The sequence below is a fragment of the Pseudobacteroides cellulosolvens ATCC 35603 = DSM 2933 genome, from assembly GCF_001262605.1.
Lineage (GTDB): Bacteria > Bacillota > Clostridia > Acetivibrionales > DSM-2933 > Pseudobacteroides > Pseudobacteroides cellulosolvens.
In genome coordinates, this window is sequence record NZ_LGTC01000001.1 from 2,574,660 (window position 1) to 2,594,486 (window position 19,827).

A 19,827-nucleotide genomic window follows, 5' to 3' on the forward strand; every position below is an offset into this window, starting at 1 on the left:
AATTTAGAAAGTAAACGGAATCAATAATGATTACTGATTTCTGACCTTTCTATGATCATTTTCTTCAGAACACCCTTTATATCCGCTTTCCCAGATATAAATACGGAAATACTTTTATACTTTTTCTTATATTCATCAATCCTACTGATAATCTCACTATTATTACTTTCTTCTTCAGTAATATAGATTATGAGATTTGATTCAGATTTAAAAGTTGTTTCCTTTATTCTCATTTTTCCCCCTATTTTATAAAAACAAAAAGACACTACTAAAAGTATATTAGCAATATCTTGTCTTTCTTTACTCCTTCCAGCTATCAACCTTAACGTTTCTATTTAAAAATCTATCTTAGCCCCTACATCTTTGAAATAATCCTCTTCCTTCACTTTTCTAATAAAATCCCTAACATCATCAATAGAATCTGTTACTTCAAAATCCGGCAAGGCTTTTAAAACCCTCTGTCGGTATCTGCCTTTTTTACTTATCCTGAAATCGAGAACAGCTATAACCCCGGTATCTGTTTCACATCTAATTAATCTTCCAATCCCCTGCTTCAATTTGATTATCATTTCTGGAAACACTATGCTGTCAATAAATTTTCCCATAGTATCGAACTGCTCTTTTTTGTATTCCGCAATGGGTGTAGGTGTAGGAAATGGTAAATTCACAATAATAAGTGAAGATAAAATATCACCAGGGCAATCCACTCCTTCCCAAAAAGAGCCGGTAGCAAAAAGAACACCGTTTCCGCTATTTTTATAAGCTTCTACGATGTTCCTTTGACTTTTGTCCATTTTAAAAAGAGGGTATTTAATTCTACTTCGGGCCAACTCATAAACCTTTGATAACAATGTATATGATGTAAATAGAATAACAGCATGTCCCCAAGTTGCATCAACCAAGTTAATGATTTCCTCTGCAACAGCTTCTATGAATAGATCACATTGTTTGTCTGGAAACGGTACCTTTTCACTTATATATAGCAAAGCATTTTTATTATAATCAAATGGTGATGAATAGCTTATTTGACTTGTTTTGCTTGGTGTTATTAAATCTATCCCAGTATTACGTTTAAAATAATCAAATCCTAGATCATCAGACAATGTTCCTGATGTCACAATTTTCGGAATTCCATTCCTCCATAACAGTTGATATAACTGATATTCCAAATCTATGGGAACGCCACGAATTGCAATAAGACTTTCATTTCCAGGATTCTCAAGCCAATATACAGCATCATTAGTTTTTAATATGTTTTCAAGTTGTTGCTCTATTTCCAAAACCATCATTTCTAATTCTCTGCTTTTAGAAATAATGGTGGAACAGTAATCTTTTATATTGCTGATTTGTAAAAGCATTTCAACTAGGATTTCTCTTTCATGATAGCCAATTGTAACCCCTATTTGAGATACGTCATCATCAATAATCTCTCTATTAATATTTGAAATCAGTCTCCTAAAGAATTTTGTCCTCAATAAACATAATCTTTCCAGTTTGAGTTTTGCTGAATTTTGAAACGATTTTTTACCCTTCAGATTACTACTGATCATATTCGACATTATTGTTATATCTTCACCAGAAAAGCTTTTAACAAGGATCTGCCTCGCTGCATCCATCAACTTATGTGCTTCATCTATAATATCAATTGAATGTTCCGGAATCAGCATTTGCCTTCCTTTTGCTCTTTTGACTGCATCTGCAAGATAATAATTGTGGTTACATACCTGAAAGTCATGGAAAGGTGCTCTTGCATATTCCATGTATTTCATGTATTCACAATCTTTAAATCTAGGACAGCTTTTGTCACAATTCTTTGGTACATTAATTTTCTGAACAATATGATTTTTTAGTCCTTTGTATTCATCTAAATCAATTGAATTTCTAAGATTGAACGAATTAAGCTTTTCAAACAAGTCTCTATCAACGGCCTTTTTACTGTTTTTCAAGTATTCTACCAACCGTTCATACCTCATTTTACAAAAGTAATGCTCTTTACCTTTTCTTAATACCGCACTTAGCGAACGATTTATAACTCTGTTTTTATATAAGATTTCTGATAAAGTTGGAACATAATTATTGATAATGGCATTCTGCAAGTCAATACTGGATGTAGATATTACACATGGTATAGAATCTTCTTGGCTTATACCATCTTTACTCTGCCTTTTCCTTTCATACAATGCATAACTACACAGGAGTAACCTAATGAACAAAGCATTCTCATACATAATTGACTGCATATCCTTGGAACTTCTTCATAGAGAAAGAAGCTCCAAATCACACTTTTCAACCGACTCAAACATTGACATAACAAACTTCTACAAAAAACCTTCAATCCCAATAATCACTCTTAACCCAACTGATAAACCAACAATATACTCTTACACCTTCAAAAGCGAAGTTGACAATAACAAATGCAATGAATTGATCCATGGACTTTATTATAAAAACCCAACCCAACCAGCATCAAAGTCAATAGTCTTAGTCCCTGGCTGGAGGATGAAAGATTATTCTGCAATATCAGATATTTTTTTAGAAGGTTTTCTGGAAAATGGTTATGATGTGTATTTTATATCTTTACCCTTTCATAATCCTAGGGCAGGAAGTGATTCAGAATATTGCAGCGAATTAATGATTAGTACCGACATTGGTAGAACCCTGTTATCTGTAAAACAAGCAGTGTCAGACATTCGGGCACTAATATGCTATCTTAAAAGCATCAACCAAAAGGTTGTACTTGCAGGTATCAGCCTTGGCGGTTTTATAACCAATTTAACTGCAACTGCTGATGAAAACATAGATGCACTCATATCTGCGTTTTATGCAAACAGTATGTCGTATTCAACATGGCACACTATTCCTGGCAGGTACCTAAAAAGAGATTTTGTTGCCAATTCATTTGATTATGAAACGTTAAAACAGAAATGGAACATTTTTAATCCAAGCCTACGTATGCCTCTTATACCAAAAGAGAATATCCTATTATTCAGTGGATTATATGACAAATATGTTCATATAGAAGATACTGATAGATTGTGGGAAGCCTGGAATAAGCCAAAAAGAATTTTATATAAGATTGGACACTCGGGACTTATAATCTATAAAAAAAAAATATTACATGAGTCTTTATTGTTTATAAAAGAAAAAAACCTTTAGAACATTGCAATGAAGTAAGAACATCTTTAGGATGTGAAATAGATGCTTTTTATTTGTATTTTTCTTTGGACAATGTCTGCAATGCTATTTTTCAGCAATCCTAAAAACAAGGTAAATGTCTGGTGCAGCCTGGTTGCATTTTTTTCAGGTTGTGCCGGGCTTGGGACTTATATTGAAGAATCGGTAATTTCACTGCTTACGGGTCAACTAAAATATTGGATAACAATACTTGACTCATTCATTTTTACGCTTTCTCACCAATTTTCACCATATGCATTCTTAGTTTATTCAATCCATTATTCAAATTCATTCAAAAAACGTTCCGACAGAATTAATAAACACTTTAGCAGGGTTCTTGCAATTCCAGCATTAATAGGCTATTTTGCACAACAAATAGTCCCGTATTTTAAACCCAATTATGTATACCTTTGTATTTGGGTAGTACCTTACATATTCTGCGGAAATTACTTGATATTCAAGGAGTATCTTAAAGAAACCAACCTACGAATCAAGCAACAAAAACTTCTGGTATGCATATTATTTTGCCCCATAACATTGCTTACTGCATTCCTTAATTATATTTTTGGGTTAATTGATATCAAAGACGCGTGGCGTTTCCAGGTGTTTACGGTAGGAACTGTGTTTTTCCTATTCATAATATACGCAGTTAAATTTGGTGCATTAGGAGTTAAACTTAAAATTGAAAATACCGCTTGGATAATGCTTTTAAAGCCTTTTCTTCAGGGACCGTCCAGCTGAATCATTCTATTAAAAACGGTATATTGAAAATAACCATGTGTATAGATAATATAAAAATTAGTACCAAAAAAGCCAATGAGCTTGAAACCCTTAAGAAATCACTTAATGAGGATATTCATATAATATCTGTTTCAGCTGATCACTTGATTGAAATGGTTAAACGATTTCGGGAGCAGATGCAGGATATTGTTATTAGTCCAACCCAGAATTCTATTATGGATATAGTAAACCAAGCATTAACCATGGTTAACCCCTTAATTTTATCTAAAAACGTAACTGTGATAAAAGATATGGAGTTTGATGCAATTTTAAAGTGTGATGAATTCCATTTGAAAGAGGCCTTGATCAATATTCTGAAAAATTCGATTGATGCTATGGAACCAAATGGAAGAATCATAATAGATTTTAGCAGGACTCAAAACAGAGGTATTGCTATTAGTATTACCGACGATGGAAAAGGAATTCCAGAAGATACTATTAACCGTGTATTCGATTCATTCTTCTCAACCAAGAAAAGCGATCTTAATTTTGGCCTGGGCCTTTTTTACTGTTATAACGTGATGCTTTATCATGGAGGGAAGTGTGATATCAGTAGCAGAGTAGGCGAAGGTACATCGGTATTTCTGACCTTTAATAAGAAAAGTGTTTTTGAAGTCGTTGAAGTATAACGGAGGTTTTTATATGGATCAGATTAGAATTATTATAGTAGAAGATGATACTGATTGGATGAAAACTATCACCAAATTCCTTAGTAATGAAGATGATTTCCTAATTGTGGGTACTGCCACCTCTAAAGCTGATTCTGTTAAACTGGCAAAAAGCATAGATTTTGATATTATTCTAATGGATATAAATTTGTCAGGTGATAATTACGATGGCATCAATGCCGCCCAAGAAATTTTGGAATTTTCCAATAGAAAGATACTGATGCTAACCTGTATCAGTGATATTGATGTCATAAAAAACTCATTTACTGCTGGAGCCGTCAATTACATAACCAAAGATAACTACCGAGAGCTTCCAGGTATTATCAGAAATTGTCTTAATGATAATTCTCCGCTTAATGTTATGCTGCAAGAATACGCCCGTTTGAAGGAACAATAGCAGCTCATGCCGCTTTCCGATGCAGAAAAGGAAGTGTATGTTCTTATTGAAAAAGGGCATTCAAGAGCTGATTTGCAGAAGATTTTGGTGAAGAGCGAGAATACCATAAAAAAGCAGATTAAGGGTATTTTCAAAAAGCTTGGGGTGAAGAATAGTCAGGAAGCGGTTCGGAAGGTTAAACGGAAGGGACTTTTATAGAAGTTATTGAGCTCCAAAGCCTTGCTCTTTAAGACTTAAGCTGTTTGTTGCACCAAATTTAAAATACATCCTCTTCTCGGAGTATAACACCAATTACTTCAACCCCTATTGAAATCTCTTTATGTTTATCTATAAGCCGCCGAAATACACAATAGCTATTGCAATACTCATGCCAATTCTACCTAAATCCCTAATCGGTAACTGTAAAATCTTCAAGTTGATTATAAATTTTCAAAGTACATATACTTTCATCGTTACCTATCTTATAGCTTATTTGTGTCATTTCAAAAGGTTCAATCTTCTTTCCTATTTTAGACTTATCAATACACAATCTATTATTCCCTTTATAAGATTCCCCTATATAATTCCCTTCCGAAGAATAGATTTCATTATCAATAAACTTACCGATTATTTTGCCATCTGAATTCCATAAGAACCCTTTATCAAAATACCCAATACATTTACCGCTCCAGTTCCAATACCATTGCAATTGATTAATCAATTTATAATACTTGCTAATTGCGTTAATATGAGGCGAGAACAGCAACAATCCACCACATGCTAAAAAATATAATATCATTAAATTACTAATTAACGTGAGTTCGATAATATGATTGTAATAAGAATGAAACAGAAATGAAAAATGAAGCTCCTGTCCGAATCTGTATAATCAATGTTGGCAAAACAAATTTAACAGAGGGAGATGGAGCTTCATGGAAGATTTACTTATTAAAATTTTCTGCGATACTGATGATTTTTGCATTAGGCTCAACAACTATTTAAAGCATCATTTGGTTACTGATAATAGACTGAAGGAACCTAACCTCTTTAACATTTCAAGAATGATGACACTAAGTGAAGTAATAACAATAACAATATATTTTCATCATTCGAGTTATAGAAACTTTAAGCATTATTATAAAGAATTTGTTTGTAAAAGATTAAGTGGGTACTTTACGAGCCTTGTAAGTTATACAAGGTTTGTAGAGTTAATGCAGCAAGCACTAATTCCATTAATATTATACACACAAAAGTTTAGACTAGGCAAGACAACAGGAATTTCCTTTATTGACTCTACGACATTAGATGTTTGTGATAACAGGAGGATTCACTCTCACAAAGTTTTTAAAGATATTGCTCAGAGAGGTAAATCTTCTACAGGTTGGTTCTACGGGTTTAAGCTGCACATTGTAGTAAATGAAATAGGAGAAATTTTATCGTTCTTTTTAACACCAGGTGATACAGACGATAGAGACTCAAAGGTGATAGATATACTTACAAAAGATCTATTTGGAAAACTTTTTGGAGATAAGGGCTATTTATCACAGCCTTTGTTTAAAAAGTTGTATGATCGAGGGATAAAGCTAATAACCAAGATAAAAAAGAACATGAAAAATAAGCTAATTGATATAGAAGAAAAGCTTCTACTCAGAAAGCGAGCTCTTATTGAGACAATAAATGATTTTCTGAAAAATACTTGCCAGATTGAACATACTAGGCATAGAAGCTTTACAAACTTTTTAACTAATGTTGTAGCTGGTATTGCTGCGTATAGCTTTTTGCCGAGCAAACCAAGCTTAAAGTTTAGTAAAAGCATTCTTGTTGCCACACTCTAAGGTTGCTTTTCATAATAAAAAGGCTTCAGAATTCAAGAAACTAAAGCCTTACTTAATTATAATCTATGAGTATGGTTAATTATGGCACTTATTTTATCGAACTCACGTTAATTAACTTAACAAGAAAATTAAACGTGTTAAGTTGTAATTGGTGCATTAAGTAAAACCCTAATATTGAAGCCGATAGGAATAGAATAACTAAGGTAACTCTTGCTGCTAAACTTCCTTCCCTGGTTGCTCTTAGAAGAGCAATTGCGATAACCGTTCCAATTCCTAGGGTTATTATTCTATATATTCCTTCACCAACCCCAAACGCAATAAATGCTAAAAGTGCTGTTATACAAGCTAATGCAACATAGGTATATTTAATAAAATCAATAACCTTTTGACCAGTCTTAACATTGTCATACATTTTTATCGTCCACCTTTACCAATGAATTCTTATAAAAAGCTTTATAGCATTGAATCCTTCATCCTCTAACGATTCAAATCAAATCCCTCGCAAGCCTCAATAACCTTAGCATATCCAATATCAAATCACAAACTCCATCCTCAATTTCATCAATACTGTGCAATCGTTTCTCCAATGCTTCCGCTATACACTCCACTTGACGAGCAATCCTCACTAATCCTATGGCCCCAGCATCATTTGCAATTTGTTTCCACAAAGCAGCTGTTTGAATGTCCGTTTTTCTGATGCCCATCTGTAATATTTCAGACAAAGCATACTCTAAAGAAGAAAACCACCGAGCTATTGGGTCACGTACTGGAAGTTCCTCATGACTGGTTGTGGTCTCACTTGCCTGCAAACCTTGAGGCCCATCCAACCAAGGCTGTATCATTGTCCTGCGACCATCCTGTTCAACAACTACCGATGCTGGATAAATGGTTAATCCAGCGGAGGTTATTTTAATGTGTCCTGCTGCAAAAACAGGACGTACATTCTCTTGTGAAAGGCTTCTTAGCAGCAACTCACAACCTGATGCCGCTTGTGACAAATACGGATGAATCATTGATATCTTAGCACCTTGACTATCAATAAACTCACATCGGATCTCTTGAGTCACAGGGTCAAATCGTGTGTTCTCAACTGCTGTAATTCCTATTATTTGAAAAGACTCTGCCACACGTCGAGCCCTAAGTGATGATGGCGGTTGAAAAGTCATACGGTTGTGTAATTCTGCATAATCAATATGATAATTATTTTCCCTGAATCTTTCCCAGTTAAATGCCTGTGGATTAACTACCAATTTACGCCCAAAGGACAGAATACCTGAAGCAGTTCGCTTAGATGACCCTGATAGGAGCTGTGACCTTGCAATATCAATAAATTTTGCACCTGCCGCAACCGGTGTCTCCCCAAGAAATCTAAACTCACGGGCTGGCCCATTTTCCGGATTCAAAAACTCTTTTTCAATTACTACGATCAAACCGCTATCAGCATCTTCTAAAAACACTTGTAAAACTACACTCTTAGACAGAATCCTTACACCTGATCCCAATCCGGTAAACCTACGTGTACCAAGTTCATGAGGTGTATCATACCGGGTGCCGCCTACAAGTGCTGAAGGAATAGAGTTTTGAGAAGATGTTAGACAATCGGCACGAAGCAAAAACTCTCCTGCATACTCAAGACAACGTTCAGGTGAAAAAAGACTATCATGGTCTATGTACCGTCTGAATTCAAGTGCAAGATCCGACATAATTTCAGCCGGCCACATGAGGCTTGACTCACGAAGATGTTGCTCTGCACTTTTTAGCCTGTCTTCAAAACGCGGCGGAAGAGAAACAAATCCGAAATTCATGACCTCCGAAATATTTAATTTCCCTGAGTTAAAGACTTCGGAAGAAATAGCTTCTGACTGTGCCGTTACCACAAAACCCGTCTCTTTATCTTTATCAAGAAGCCGAAAAGCCCATACTGCAATTACAGACCCTAAAGTCGCCATATTTCCTTCACAGTCTGCATGAACATAGCGAAAATCACCTGACACGGGAAAACGGACCATAATTCCAAGTCCATGGATTACTGCATAAGGCTTTAAAGAACGAATACACTCGACTAAAAGTCCTTCAGAAAAGAGTTTTTTAGCTTTTGCCAAATGACCTGTTGATATCAGAGCTTCTATATCAGCATCAGATATGTCTCCAGGATCCCATTTTGATAAAACATCGGTTTCACTATCAATTACTGTTTCTTTGTGAAACCGCTGGTAAAAAAGCACTGTTCTTACCAAATGGCGGCACATGGAAGTAGCCGGACATGTACATCTCCCGTCCTTGATTAGCACCCCAGGGGCAAAACGGCATATAGCACCATCAGACCATAAGACCTCTACCAAACCATCGTCAGTTTCGTTTAATTTGGCGGTAAACAGTGCTTCATCAAGATCACGTACTGCTCTCTTAACAGTCCCACGATTTGTGAACACCTCAAGATCAGCTTCAGAAATTGTCATTAAATCTTTTCGCATGATAATCTCCATAATTAGAAATAGTTAAAGAATCTAAAACAATATTTTTTATAATATTTCGTTTGTCTATTGGCAGCGTATCATCGAATTTTCTCTCCCACCCAGGCAGCAAGTTCACCAGGAGTCATGGCAGCTACTTCAGCCCCCAAATTGACCATCCGTTGTGCAATAGCCTTATCATAGTTAGGATTGGCCTGCTCGTCTAAAGCAGCAAGTCCCAATAACTTTGCACCACTCTCCACAATCCCATGTGTCGTTCCCAATAGCCGCTTTGGATCGGCACCTTCATAAAAATCAGTTATCAAAATAACTATCGCCTTCCTAGGATTATCAATCAGTGACTGTCCGTAAGCAAGTGCCTTTCCAATATCCGTACCGCCGCCTAGTTGTACTTTCATAAGCATTTCTACAGGGTCCACGCAATCTGCTGTTACATCAACTATATTTGTGTCAAAAAGCACCAGATGAGTTTTGAGTGCCTTGATTCCCCAAAAAATCGATGCAACAATTGCCGAATGAATAACACTATTAACCATGCTCCCTGATTCATCCACAAGGATTATCACTTGCCAGCGGTCAGCATTTACACGTATCCTTGAATTGAATATCGGATCCTGAATTACCAGTAGCCCTCTGGAAGTATCAAAATGACGAAGATTACGGCGTATAGTTGCTTTCACATCAAAGTTTCTGGCAATTTTACGGTAAGAGCGGTGTTGTCGATCCCTTATTCCAAATAGAGGTGACTCAACTTGTCGGGCAAGTTTTTGCATAAGCTCATCAACTACCTTTCGAACAAGTTGACGTGCCATGCCAAGAACATTCTGGTTCATAAGGTGCTTGGTGTGGAGCACCGCTTTTAAAAGAGTTACACTTGGTGTTGCACGCTGAAGCAATTCCGGGTTGGTTACAAGCTCCTGAATTTCATACCTCTCTAAAGCGTCACGCTCTAGCCGTTCAATTGTCTTTTGAGGAAAAAGATCATGTACATCATTTATCCACTCCGGAACGATAATCTGAGAATCGCCAAGTGAACCTTGACGACTGCCTCCGCGAACATTTCTTGCATTGTACTCCCTTGAATAAAGATATCCCAGAGCTTTATCACGTTTCTCGTCTATGTCGGAAAGACATCCGCCGAATGCTGATTCACTTCCCTCTCCTAGAACCAAACGCCATCTTGCATTACGCATTTGATTTTTATCCAGCATCAGTACCTCCTTTAAGACCATATTTCGAAAGAGTCTCATAAAGTTTATTCTCAAAACGCAATGATAACAGAGCTTGCTCAGCATTTACAATAAGATCTTCAGGCGATTTATCAGCAATTGCCCTTTTGCAAGAATTATTAGTGTCCTGAGTATCAAGCAACTGCATTGACAAATAGTATTTCTCTCTGGGTGTAAAGTAAGTGAATGCCAGCCTTAAGGACGGAACAGCTTCTAGGAATTCATCATCATTTAGCTCTATAAGCCACCGATCTATTTCTGTTAAAAAATTTTTATCCCGCTGTATTGTTTCCCGTGCTAATGCAAAAAGGCCTGTAAGGTAATCCCCCATGAGACCCGGATCATAAAAAAGACGAAGGTCACTTAGTATCGACGAATTTTCAATGAGTTTTAGTGACAATAGTGTGCCGGCAGCAGCACCTCGAAGCATAGGCGATTGTTCCCGGTCTTCTTTGACACGTTTAAACACCCCTCCTGTTTCTTCCAATGTAAGCCCTAATGAACCTGCACAGCGTTCATATACTGCTGCAATACCCCTGATTCCATCTACATATCGTTTGTCACCTTGGGCAGACACCCCCAAATTCTCAAGAAGGTAAAGACATCGCCTATAGGTTTCTATAAATAAATCTGTCATACTTTCTCGATTTTCAAGCTCTAGAACTGTATTATAACTGTATAAGTATAAAAGGTTATCAAGCACCATGGTTGTTGCCGGAAAATCGTATCCAAACCGTATCATAGCCTCAAGACGCTGGGTTAGCTTGCCAAGCTTTCCTCCCAATCCAGCCAGTGTAGCGTCTACAAGAAGTTGAGAAGCCTTTTCTATATCACGGCCTGCTTTATCAGCACTTTCAACCAGTGCGGCAGAAGCTGCGTCAATAAGACACGGACCAAGTGACGCAGCTTCAATCACTGAAGATGCAAATTCAGGTATCCATTTGATGGACCATTCCTCCTGTACATCCGCATGATAGGTACCAGAGCTTATATCAATTCCTCCTGTCAACGAAAATCCACTGATCCCTAGAATACGCAAGCAATGAAGGACACGGCTTCTCTTTCGGTCATCTTGTCGGTTTAGATTGAGCTCAATAACACGCTGCTTTTCTGTAGGTGTAAGGCTTAATTCCTCAAGTATGGTTTCAATTTCACGCATAAGCTGGGGTACTGTCGTTCCTTGGGCCAACCGCCCTACACCATTACCTCGGAAAATTTCCGAAATAACATCAAGCAGAGGATGCGTACCGCCCCTAGCAAGGTCATCTTTTATTAGTGAACCTCTCAAGCCATCTATTATATCCCTACGCCATACGTCCCTGTGCCCCCGCAAGTCTGCAAGAGCCCTACATGTAGAACTTGCCGCTATCAAATCGGCTGTACTGAAAAGAACACCTTTCTCACGAAGGGAATTGACAAGTCTTACTAATAGAGGACTGTAGTCGAAGGATTTATTTATTGATCTGTCTTCCCATACAAATTCATAAAATCCTGGCCCCGGCATTCCTGATTTATACCCTGTCAAGCTGTCCAATCGCTCATTGGAAAATGGAGTTATTGCACTACCATAATCCGCTGGAAGATCAACTTCAATGTTTGGTTCATCAATGATAGACTTTTGAGTGATAAGTGCTTCTAATGCTGAGGTATGATATCCACCTGTGATCACAAGTATGCTTCCTGTATATTTATCCATACACTCAAGTATCTGCCTAGCCATAAATCGTTCTCGTTCAATGTCTATGGGATCCGGAATATCAACCTGACGGCAATGATCGCAAAATGTACGAGCTCTCAAGACATATTCATCGCATGACAATTCAGGATCAATTTCAAACAATTCATCCCATAATCCGTCGAAATCATCTACCCCCACTTCTTTACACAAACGGGTTATATAGGAGCTCCGCCGCAAATGAACGTCTGCATACCGTTGTTCTTCAAGAACAGGTCGTTCCGGCAGATTTGGTAATGCAGCTTCCAGATGACATATATATGACCATGGCAAATCAATAAACATAACTTCCGCACCAATACTATGCCCCTTTTGCAAAGCTTGCCATTCCGGTGAATAAGTAATAAACGGGTAGAATGCTCCACGCCTTTCACCGCCCGCATCCCTGAAATAGCAATAAACCGCCAGTGGAAGACGGTGTGGCAGAAAGAGTTCATTAATATGCTGATTAAAATCACTTGGACCTTCAATCAAAATAGCAGCGGGCTGAAGCCTGTCTATAAGCTCATTTACTGCCCGTGCAGCTGCCGGACTATGATGTCTGACCGGCAAAAAGAAAACTTGTGAGGTATTGAAATCATTTGATATATTCTTCAATATTTTATCTTCCATCAATACACCGCCGTGCTGCATAAAACTCTTTCCAATGGCTGCCTGTGCGATTGGCAACTACATGTTCAAAGTAATGACGAAGTTTTTTGACATCATCGTTTGAGTCTTTTAGTGCAGATCCAAGCATATTGGTGACTAAATGTTCTGCCCGAACAATTCCGTCATCATAGTAAAAAGCATGCATTGCTGCCGCATATCCGACGGATATGGCTTCAGCAGTGCTCATTACCGTATTTAACGGCTCCATCGATTTTCCTTCACAACTCTCTGCATTACGAAGTTCATGAAAAACAGTAACAAGGACCTCGGTTTTATCAGGTGGAAGAATAATACTTACCCCTGCCCGTTTAAGCATTTTTTCAGTTTCCCTCTGGACTAGTGCAAACTCCTCCTTAAGGTTCAGAATTGGCTGCACAGTTTCAAAGTTAAAACGGCGTTTAAGTGCAGCACTCATTTCATTTACACCGCGGTCACGGGTGTTTGATGTTGCAATTATATTGAATCCCTGTCGTGCAAAGAGTACATTATTCTCACTCTTTAGCTCTGGAATATGAAGCACACGATCACTTAGGACCGAGAGCAAGGAGTCCTGAATTTCGATCGGACACCTTGACAGTTCTTCAAATCGTACCAGTTTACCTTCGCTCATCCCCTTGTGTAAAGGTGCTGCTACAAGAGCTCGTTCTGAAGGACCTTCTGAAAGCAAGAGAGCATAATTCCAAGAATATCTGATCTGGTCTTCGGTAGTTCCTGCACTTCCCTGTATTGTCAAAGTGGAATCACCGGAAATTGCTGCAGCTAGGAGTTCACTTAAATAGCTTTTTGCAGTACCTGGATCTCCAATGAGCATAAGCCCACGATTAGTAGCTAATGCGACAATGCAACACTCAACAAATGACCTGCGACCTACAAATTTCGGTTCGATATTTCCTTTTGCGTCCCCAAGTACAAAATCCAACACTGCCCGAGGTGAAAGAAACCACCCCGGCGGCTTTGGAGCACCTTTATCACGCTCCTGCAAAACAGCAAGTTCATCAGCATATAATTGCTCGGCAGGTGGACGTTGTAGATTTTTTGTTTTATTATCTGATTCCGTAGCAGTTCTTTTGGGCATGATTTTCCTCCAATGAATATTTTATATTATAAACGACTTGTTACTTGTTAATATCAACTGAATATCTATACAAAAAACTATTTTGCTTTTGCAGCAAGAAGGGATAAATCATGTAAAACTTCGCTAATTACCACCCTGTCCACCTTTTCCAGATTAAGCTTGTTCTCCTTGTGATAGTAGCCTGAAGGCTCACGTAATCCCTTTACAAAATAAATATCTGTAATAGTAAGATCCTCTTCAGGCATAATATATCCCATTCCTACATTTCCATCATAAGTTACAACAATGGTAACATCAGCAGCCGGGAACTGCTTTGAATGCTCGTCAAAACATCCTGCATCCATTGGTGTCCCACGTTCCCAACCAAACTTCTCAAGTGTAAATACCAGAGTGGGAGCTGGAAATTTCATTCCAACAAATCTTGCAATTGTATCGTTTTTCAATTCAGCAGGATCAAGAGTATAAACAGCCCTGCCCAACTGCGGGAAAGGAGGCATGATTTCATAATCACTGAACAACTCACCCCATGTACTCGCACTGTCGCTAGTTAAGTTAAGGGGATGAATAATTTCGATACGCTCGCACTCGTCTATAAAAACTTCCGAATCGGTTTCATCAGCATAATTCCCTTCCTCAGTAACCCTGAAAGTCCTAATGAAGGTACCCTCTTTTGAATAACCTGCCCACACAACCATACGGGTAAGATGAACCATTAGCGGATGCCGAACTAGCAGTAATTCAAACTGATCACGAGTCCATTGTCTTCCGATAATCATGGCCTGTTCAAGTCGGCCAGCCTGAATTTTAGCAACTTCCCTTATCTGCTTCTTCATAAGTTTCCATGCAGCTACCGAATCAGCTGCTTTTTCCTGGTCGTCTTTTGAATTAGGTTTAGGCAGATCATCTCTCAGCTTTCCATCCTCGTCACGTATCATAGGCTTCATATCAGGGCCTAATGCAAAGGTAAATTTACGTGCTCCAAAATCAAATTCATATCTTCCTTTTTCGTCCAGTCCACAGTCGGGTACAATACGGTCCTCAAGTTCCGCTTTCGTCAATCCTTTATCTTTAGCGATAGCATCCATACACTCATTTGCACGCTGCTTGAGCCCTTTAAACTGAACCTTTTGTGCTATACCGTTAAGCTGCATAAGTGCAGTGTCAGTGCCTATAACTCGCAGAACTTCAAGGCCAGCTACAGCTCGTTGATGTTGTGCTTCACCAGGCCAGACACGAATCATAGGTGAGAGTTTAAGTGCGGTACGATCTCCACCGGTAAACCCAAGTGCTGCAAAAGCCCATTTTTCTTTGCTCGGTGCACCTACACCCAGCCAAAGCTCGAAAAGCTTCCATCCAAAGTTTTCAAGTGATGTCGTATCCCCTTCCTTTTTAATTTCATCTATAAGCTCCAGTGTCTTATCCGGTATTGGTAAAATAAGATGCAAAAGAACTGCTGTGGTTTGCTCCCTGGTTAATCGACGTTTATTTACCAATATAGGCGGTAGTTCGTCAACGATAAGCCATGGAGGTAGTTTAGCCTTCGGCGACCACTCTGTAAGAATTGATGCAAGCCTTTTTGGGGTTGTTGCTTCATCCAGAAATGGTGCAGAAAGAGCCTCATTTTCAAGTACCTCAATGCGTATCCGCTCACGCGTTGATTCAGAAAGACTTAATGATATTTTAGAAATTGTTTCTGTTAATCCTTGTGCATGAAAGGTACGGAGCATATCAAGTGCTGCATCCGCTGTTTTTCCACTTCCTCCTGCGATTGCTGCAAATCCTTCAATGGCATGATGCTGGTTTTGCACAATCCATTCCTTGGCTATATATGGTGCTTTAGATCCCTGATATATCTCCAGCATAGGTACTGCCGCCTCAGGGGATTTCACACACGAAAATGCCTTGACAAGAGATTCTGATATTTCCTTGTTGGTATTCTTGTTAATTGTTGAAACTATGAGATCAAGATTGGAAAATTCCATATGTGACAGCCAAGCTTTAATATATTGTGGTTCATAGAGTGAAAGTTTCAACCTTCTCATGTGTAAATTTACAAGTGAATGGTCACATAACCCGAATACAACTTCCTGATGCCGTGATCTGTAATAATTTTCTGAACATAAGTCATCTGGCCAGGACTCTATGACCTCAAGTAATTCCTCATGCATTCCGAGCGGTGATGCAAGTAAAAATGCTATTGGTACTGGGTGAAAGGTAGCGGGCCAAGCCTTTTTTCCAATTTTAGGACGCAAAAACGCACGGCATCTCTCTATTTGTTCTGAGGTAAGGTGTGGCAGTACAAGTAGCCTGAAGCTGTCAACAAAACCATCGATTTCGCATGGTCTTCCAGCATAATCCCTTCCTAGTGGTGTTGATATTAATTCACAGAGTTCTTCTAATTCCAGCAGGTAAAAGAGAGGCAAAACAATGTCTGGTGTAACCAATAGCCTACTCTTGCTGTTAAAAAGAGCCTTAGATGTTTCAAGGCTTATATCCCCGGTGGGTTGAAAGCTTTTCATATGATGAATCATATCATCAATAGAATATTCTCTTTTCAGATTTACCATTGCTTCCACCCAGAAATGTGCCTCGATCCGACTCATATACATGGGAAGTTTAACACCTGACCAGTCTGAAGCCCAGCCATATTGTACCAGCTTGACAGCTTTAAGCTTTTTTAGTCCTTCTTCAATATCAAAGGGCTTAGGGTCCTGTACCGGGAGCGGTGGAATATTACGCCATGGTGCCCATCGCAGCTCATCATTTGTTAGTCCAAGAGTTCTCTCGCTGGATAGTATTTTGATATCTTCCGTAACTCGTGGTTTCACCACTTCCAAAGAAGTTTCTAATACGTTTGAACCCGTCGATGACTCTGATTTGTTTAAAGTATCAGGAGATAAGTTTGAAGATTTATTTGACGCAGATTTCGATTGAGTTGCAGTTTTTGCCGTTTTTGTTTTTGGGGCAGGCAGATTAGTTGAAACCTCTGTTGACTGCTTCTCCAAGCCATCACTATCACCTGCAATTTCCAGGTATCCTTCTTTAATCTTTTCTTTGATTTGTTGCTCACCTTTTTTTATTGTCTCAGCCTTAGATTCAAAGTTTTTCTCCTTTGTCTGGCCTGTGGTTCCAATCCTTCCCCACCTGACCTTAAAACTCAAATCTGAAAATTCGATTTCCCAGAACTTGTTAGATGTGCCTTGAGTGAATTCAAAATATCTTTTGCTCATAATCCATCCCCTTAAAAAGTCCTATGTATTTTCTCTGATCTATTTGAAAATTATTGTATCATTACATATTTGCTGGTGCAATAAGATTTTCACAGGGCTTGATTTGTGCAAAGATTAAATCATAAAATCGCCAACCTTTATAATGAATAACCGCAGAGCTTATTCATTGTGTTTTATATTAAGCTCATAATCCTTACACACAATTTCAAAGACATCATCGTATGTTTGTATAATGAAATGCCGCAAATCAACTCCTCTATTCCTTTTGGCACATTTCAACAGGTCTGATTCCAGAACTTCAAATAAACTTGAGTTGTGATTATCCATATCTATTAACTCATCGCTAAGATCCAACTCAACCATTTTAAAAATATAAACGCTTCGAAACTCCAAAAGATATTTTGTAGCAGAATTATCAATATCAAACCGGCTTCCAAACTCACCCTTTAATCTAACAATATTGTTATTATAATTAAATTCAACATCATCAATGAAAATAGCATCTCTTCCCCAAAGAACTCCAAGACTCGTCTGAATAGGAATACATTTTCTCAAACCATTCTCCTCCTGACATTGATTTATGTCTTTTACTTCCTTATCTTTCCTAATACTCTCCATTGTACTCAACAAAACTTGTTCGTTTTACGCAGTCAACATGATGTGGTATGTAAATATTCCTTGCTTTAGGAGATAAATTTTCTATAAAATCAATTGCAGCATCAACTAATTCATCAGATGAAAACACTTCCTCATCCAAAAATCCTCCTATTAATGCTGCATCCCCTTTAAATTTGATATAAAGATAGCCAAAACCAGGGTCAACAATAACAAGATTGATAATTTCATCTTCTTCCTGCTCGTTAGAACTATCATAAAATCTTATTAATAAATCATCTTCTTTATAAAAAATATCTACATCACACGAAAAGTTTTTATATTCAAATTTCATCCTTTAGCTACCTTTCTGAATACACTCTCTGTCACTTTTATCATGCCAATTATGCTTACATTTCAAGCATTGTTTCGCCTTGGGTGTTCTGGTGAGATTTCCACATTTCGGGCAATAATTTAAATATATATCATTGGCATGTTCCTTCAATATTCGATTAGTCGCATTCGTATAAAATTCATTTTCATCACAATCAATTAAATCTATGATACCATGAATTTTGTAAATGCTCTCCAATCTCGCTACTGTATCTTTTCGCCCTTTGGCATTAAGCAGATAGTATTGCCATATAACACGCTCCTTGAGAGTCAATAGGCCACTATAGTTTCTAAAAATATATTGAACTAGTTCATCCATAATTATCACCGACCTTTTTAAGACGTGTAACAAATAATTCTATAACTCTATCTATTTGCTATAAATTTTATTGTATTGACAAGTACTCTTACTTCTCTTCTGATTTTTCATATTCTTCTGTAAATTTATATTTTAAGAATGCACCAATTTTATCACCCTCGAAACCCGGTGCATCCAAATCCCCATCAATTTCTTTCATGATTTTATCTGGTATAGGAAGTGGAATTTCATATATTTCTAATGGAACATTATTAATACCATATTCCCAACAGATAAATTCAAGGCACTCAAACGCACTCAAAGACACTACTTTATCCTCAGAGTAGAGTTTTTCAATGATAAACTGGTATTGATGTTTAAAAGTCCTGGCGAACTCCAATCCAAGCCTCTTACCAAAGGATGGTGTATATCTTGGCAACCTCATACTCCTTGGAAAGTCCTCTATTCTACTATGTTTAATCCATATTTTTAGACAGTTATTCCAACTTACTTCAATATCTTCACTAATAAACTCTTTAATATTTTCTTGGTCCACAAGATAACCTCGTAAAAATTAATTCTGCCTACCAACCTAAAAGGCTGCAGCACCAGGACAATCCACTTCCTTGTAAAAGAACCCAACTTTATCTCATATTGTCATTTTTATTCCAATTGATATATCCATAACACTTTTCATTTTCTACAATTCTTTCCCAATGTTCAATGGTTATCATGTCAATATTTCCAATATTTGTTCCAGTAAGTACGTACTTGTCATCCCAACTGTAAACTTCGTTAATGTCTATCATAGATTTTTCACTTAATATCGGCAATTGTAAATTCAATAGCCAATAACCTTCTTTGATTAAGCTGAGCATTGATTTTATATCCTTTGGAAAATCTAAACAAGTCCATTCTGATAATTCTGACGCAATTCCTTCATTTATTTTAGAACTTTCCCAATATCCCTCAGCATGCCAGGAATACTCGCTTTCCCAACGTCCTTCATTAATCCAAACAAATTTTTTCTGCTTATTCTGTGATATTTTTATTGCAATCTCCGAATAATATTTTGGGTCGTAGTACCATGGTTCCGACATAACCCCTCTGGTAATATCAAATCCTACCTCAAAATTTTCTAAATAGCTAAATTCACTATTTAAACTTTGAATGTATGGATTAATTCTACGATATAACTCATCGATATTTTTACTTTGGTTTAGGAAACACAATAAATCTGACTTCATCAAATCACATCTTTTTTGATATTGGTCCATATAGCTTTCAATAATCCTATTCATCATAACCTCTTTCC

General features: G+C 37.6%; 19 protein-coding genes. 6 read left to right on the plus strand and 13 right to left on the minus strand.

What is annotated here, in order from left to right:
- Nucleotides 1-20 precede the first annotated feature (20 nt).
- Nucleotides 21-233, minus strand: coding sequence for a hypothetical protein (locus Bccel_RS10260; protein ID WP_036947166.1), 213 nt, complete (start codon nucleotides 231-233; stop codon nucleotides 21-23).
- A gap of 102 nt (nucleotides 234-335) precedes the next feature.
- Nucleotides 336-2,213, minus strand: coding sequence for an ATP-dependent DNA helicase (locus Bccel_RS10265; protein WP_242857007.1), 1,878 nt, complete (start codon nucleotides 2,211-2,213; stop codon nucleotides 336-338).
- Here Bccel_RS10265 and Bccel_RS10270 point away from each other — a divergent pair.
- Genes Bccel_RS10270 through Bccel_RS28825 form a run of 5 tightly spaced genes read left to right on the plus strand, consistent with a single transcriptional unit; the run spans nucleotide 2,206 to nucleotide 5,217 of the window.
- Nucleotides 2,206-3,156, plus strand: a complete 951-nt coding sequence (locus Bccel_RS10270) for an alpha/beta hydrolase (RefSeq protein WP_036947168.1) — start codon at nucleotides 2,206-2,208, stop codon at nucleotides 3,154-3,156. The genes Bccel_RS10265 and Bccel_RS10270 overlap by 8 nt on opposite strands.
- 42 nt (nucleotides 3,157-3,198) lie before the next feature.
- A complete protein-coding gene (locus Bccel_RS10275) occupies nucleotides 3,199-3,915 on the plus strand; it encodes a hypothetical protein (protein ID WP_036947171.1) in 717 nt (238 codons plus the stop codon).
- Nucleotides 3,916-3,938: 23 nt separating this feature from the next.
- Entirely contained in the window at nucleotides 3,939-4,583 is a 645-nt protein-coding gene (locus Bccel_RS10280) for a sensor histidine kinase (RefSeq protein WP_160317711.1), read from the plus strand.
- Between the two features lie 13 nt (nucleotides 4,584-4,596).
- Nucleotides 4,597-5,019 (plus strand): response regulator, encoded by a 423-nt coding sequence (locus Bccel_RS10285; protein ID WP_081927400.1) that lies wholly within the window; start codon nucleotides 4,597-4,599, stop codon nucleotides 5,017-5,019.
- Nucleotides 5,020-5,025: 6 nt separating this feature from the next.
- Nucleotides 5,026-5,217 (plus strand): helix-turn-helix transcriptional regulator, encoded by a 192-nt coding sequence (locus Bccel_RS28825; RefSeq protein ID WP_081927402.1) that lies wholly within the window; start codon nucleotides 5,026-5,028, stop codon nucleotides 5,215-5,217.
- A 190-nt stretch (nucleotides 5,218-5,407) separates the two neighbouring features.
- Here the strand turns inward: Bccel_RS28825 and Bccel_RS10290 are convergent, their stop codons facing one another.
- A complete protein-coding gene (locus Bccel_RS10290; RefSeq protein WP_152965977.1) occupies nucleotides 5,408-5,719 on the minus strand; it encodes a 4-fold beta flower protein in 312 nt (103 codons plus the stop codon).
- A gap of 211 nt (nucleotides 5,720-5,930) precedes the next feature.
- Between Bccel_RS10290 and Bccel_RS10295 the strand changes: the two genes are divergently transcribed.
- Entirely contained in the window at nucleotides 5,931-6,833 is a 903-nt protein-coding gene (locus Bccel_RS10295) for an IS982 family transposase (RefSeq protein ID WP_050753351.1), read from the plus strand.
- Nucleotides 6,834-6,921: 88 nt separating this feature from the next.
- On the opposite strand, the gene Bccel_RS10300 is transcribed toward Bccel_RS10295, so the two are convergent.
- The 10 genes from Bccel_RS10300 to Bccel_RS10350 all read right to left on the minus strand — a co-directional run bounded on the left by Bccel_RS10300 (nucleotide 6,922) and on the right by Bccel_RS10350 (nucleotide 19,816).
- Nucleotides 6,922-7,245: a hypothetical protein gene (locus Bccel_RS10300; RefSeq protein ID WP_036945275.1), complete on the minus strand. Its 324-nt coding sequence runs from the start codon at nucleotides 7,243-7,245 to the stop codon at nucleotides 6,922-6,924.
- A 73-nt stretch (nucleotides 7,246-7,318) separates the two neighbouring features.
- The gene (locus tag Bccel_RS10305) at nucleotides 7,319-9,307 is read right to left on the minus strand and encodes a hypothetical protein (protein ID WP_036945272.1); all 1,989 of its coding nucleotides are present in this window, start codon (nucleotides 9,305-9,307) and stop codon (nucleotides 7,319-7,321) included.
- Between the two features lie 80 nt (nucleotides 9,308-9,387).
- On the minus strand, nucleotides 9,388-10,539 hold the full coding sequence (locus Bccel_RS10310) for a VWA domain-containing protein (protein ID WP_201781953.1): 1,152 nt from the start codon (nucleotides 10,537-10,539) through the stop codon (nucleotides 9,388-9,390).
- Entirely contained in the window at nucleotides 10,508-12,883 is a 2,376-nt protein-coding gene (locus Bccel_RS10315) for a DUF5682 family protein (protein WP_050753352.1), read from the minus strand. The genes Bccel_RS10310 and Bccel_RS10315 overlap by 32 nt, the downstream gene beginning before the upstream one ends.
- A complete protein-coding gene (locus Bccel_RS10320) occupies nucleotides 12,873-13,997 on the minus strand; it encodes an ATP-binding protein (protein ID WP_050753353.1) in 1,125 nt (374 codons plus the stop codon). The genes Bccel_RS10315 and Bccel_RS10320 overlap by 11 nt, the downstream gene beginning before the upstream one ends.
- Nucleotides 13,998-14,074: 77 nt before the next feature.
- Nucleotides 14,075-17,227 (minus strand): DUF4132 domain-containing protein, encoded by a 3,153-nt coding sequence (locus Bccel_RS10325; RefSeq protein WP_050753354.1) that lies wholly within the window; start codon nucleotides 17,225-17,227, stop codon nucleotides 14,075-14,077.
- A gap of 159 nt (nucleotides 17,228-17,386) precedes the next feature.
- Nucleotides 17,387-17,782: a hypothetical protein gene (locus Bccel_RS10330; RefSeq protein WP_036945270.1), complete on the minus strand. Its 396-nt coding sequence runs from the start codon at nucleotides 17,780-17,782 to the stop codon at nucleotides 17,387-17,389.
- A gap of 49 nt (nucleotides 17,783-17,831) precedes the next feature.
- A complete protein-coding gene (locus Bccel_RS10335; protein WP_036945268.1) occupies nucleotides 17,832-18,176 on the minus strand; it encodes a hypothetical protein in 345 nt (114 codons plus the stop codon).
- A 445-nt stretch (nucleotides 18,177-18,621) separates the two neighbouring features.
- Nucleotides 18,622-19,068 carry a hypothetical protein gene (locus Bccel_RS10345; RefSeq protein ID WP_036945263.1) on the minus strand — a complete coding sequence of 149 codons (447 nt, stop codon included), beginning with the start codon at nucleotides 19,066-19,068 and terminating at the stop codon, nucleotides 18,622-18,624.
- An 88-nt stretch (nucleotides 19,069-19,156) separates the two neighbouring features.
- Complete coding sequence (locus tag Bccel_RS10350; protein ID WP_152965978.1) at nucleotides 19,157-19,816, minus strand: hypothetical protein; 660 nt, start codon at nucleotides 19,814-19,816, stop codon at nucleotides 19,157-19,159.
- Nucleotides 19,817-19,827: the final 11 nt, after the last annotated feature.

Bases quoted from the DNA above. Each gene is read 5' to 3' on its own strand.
- Bccel_RS10260 (WP_036947166.1), bottom strand. From the start codon at position 233: ATGAGAATAAAGGAAACAACTTTTAAATCTGAATCAAATCTCATAATC.
- Bccel_RS10270 (WP_036947168.1), top strand. From the start codon at position 2,206: ATGAACAAAGCATTCTCATACATAATTGACTGCATATCCTTGGAACTT.
- Bccel_RS10275 (WP_036947171.1), top strand. From the start codon at position 3,199: ATGCTTTTTATTTGTATTTTTCTTTGGACAATGTCTGCAATGCTATTT.
- Bccel_RS10285 (WP_081927400.1), top strand. From the start codon at position 4,597: ATGGATCAGATTAGAATTATTATAGTAGAAGATGATACTGATTGGATG.
- Bccel_RS28825 (WP_081927402.1), top strand. From the start codon at position 5,026: ATGCCGCTTTCCGATGCAGAAAAGGAAGTGTATGTTCTTATTGAAAAA.
- Bccel_RS10295 (WP_050753351.1), top strand. From the start codon at position 5,931: ATGGAAGATTTACTTATTAAAATTTTCTGCGATACTGATGATTTTTGC.
- Bccel_RS10300 (WP_036945275.1), bottom strand. From the start codon at position 7,245: ATGTATGACAATGTTAAGACTGGTCAAAAGGTTATTGATTTTATTAAA.
- Bccel_RS10305 (WP_036945272.1), bottom strand. From the start codon at position 9,307: ATGCGAAAAGATTTAATGACAATTTCTGAAGCTGATCTTGAGGTGTTC.
- Bccel_RS10310 (WP_201781953.1), bottom strand. From the start codon at position 10,539: ATGGTCTTAAAGGAGGTACTGATGCTGGATAAAAATCAAATGCGTAAT.
- Bccel_RS10315 (WP_050753352.1), bottom strand. From the start codon at position 12,883: ATGGAAGATAAAATATTGAAGAATATATCAAATGATTTCAATACCTCA.
- Bccel_RS10320 (WP_050753353.1), bottom strand. From the start codon at position 13,997: ATGCCCAAAAGAACTGCTACGGAATCAGATAATAAAACAAAAAATCTA.
- Bccel_RS10325 (WP_050753354.1), bottom strand. From the start codon at position 17,227: ATGAGCAAAAGATATTTTGAATTCACTCAAGGCACATCTAACAAGTTC.
- Bccel_RS10335 (WP_036945268.1), bottom strand. From the start codon at position 18,176: ATGAAATTTGAATATAAAAACTTTTCGTGTGATGTAGATATTTTTTAT.
- Bccel_RS10350 (WP_152965978.1), bottom strand. From the start codon at position 19,816: ATGATGAATAGGATTATTGAAAGCTATATGGACCAATATCAAAAAAGA.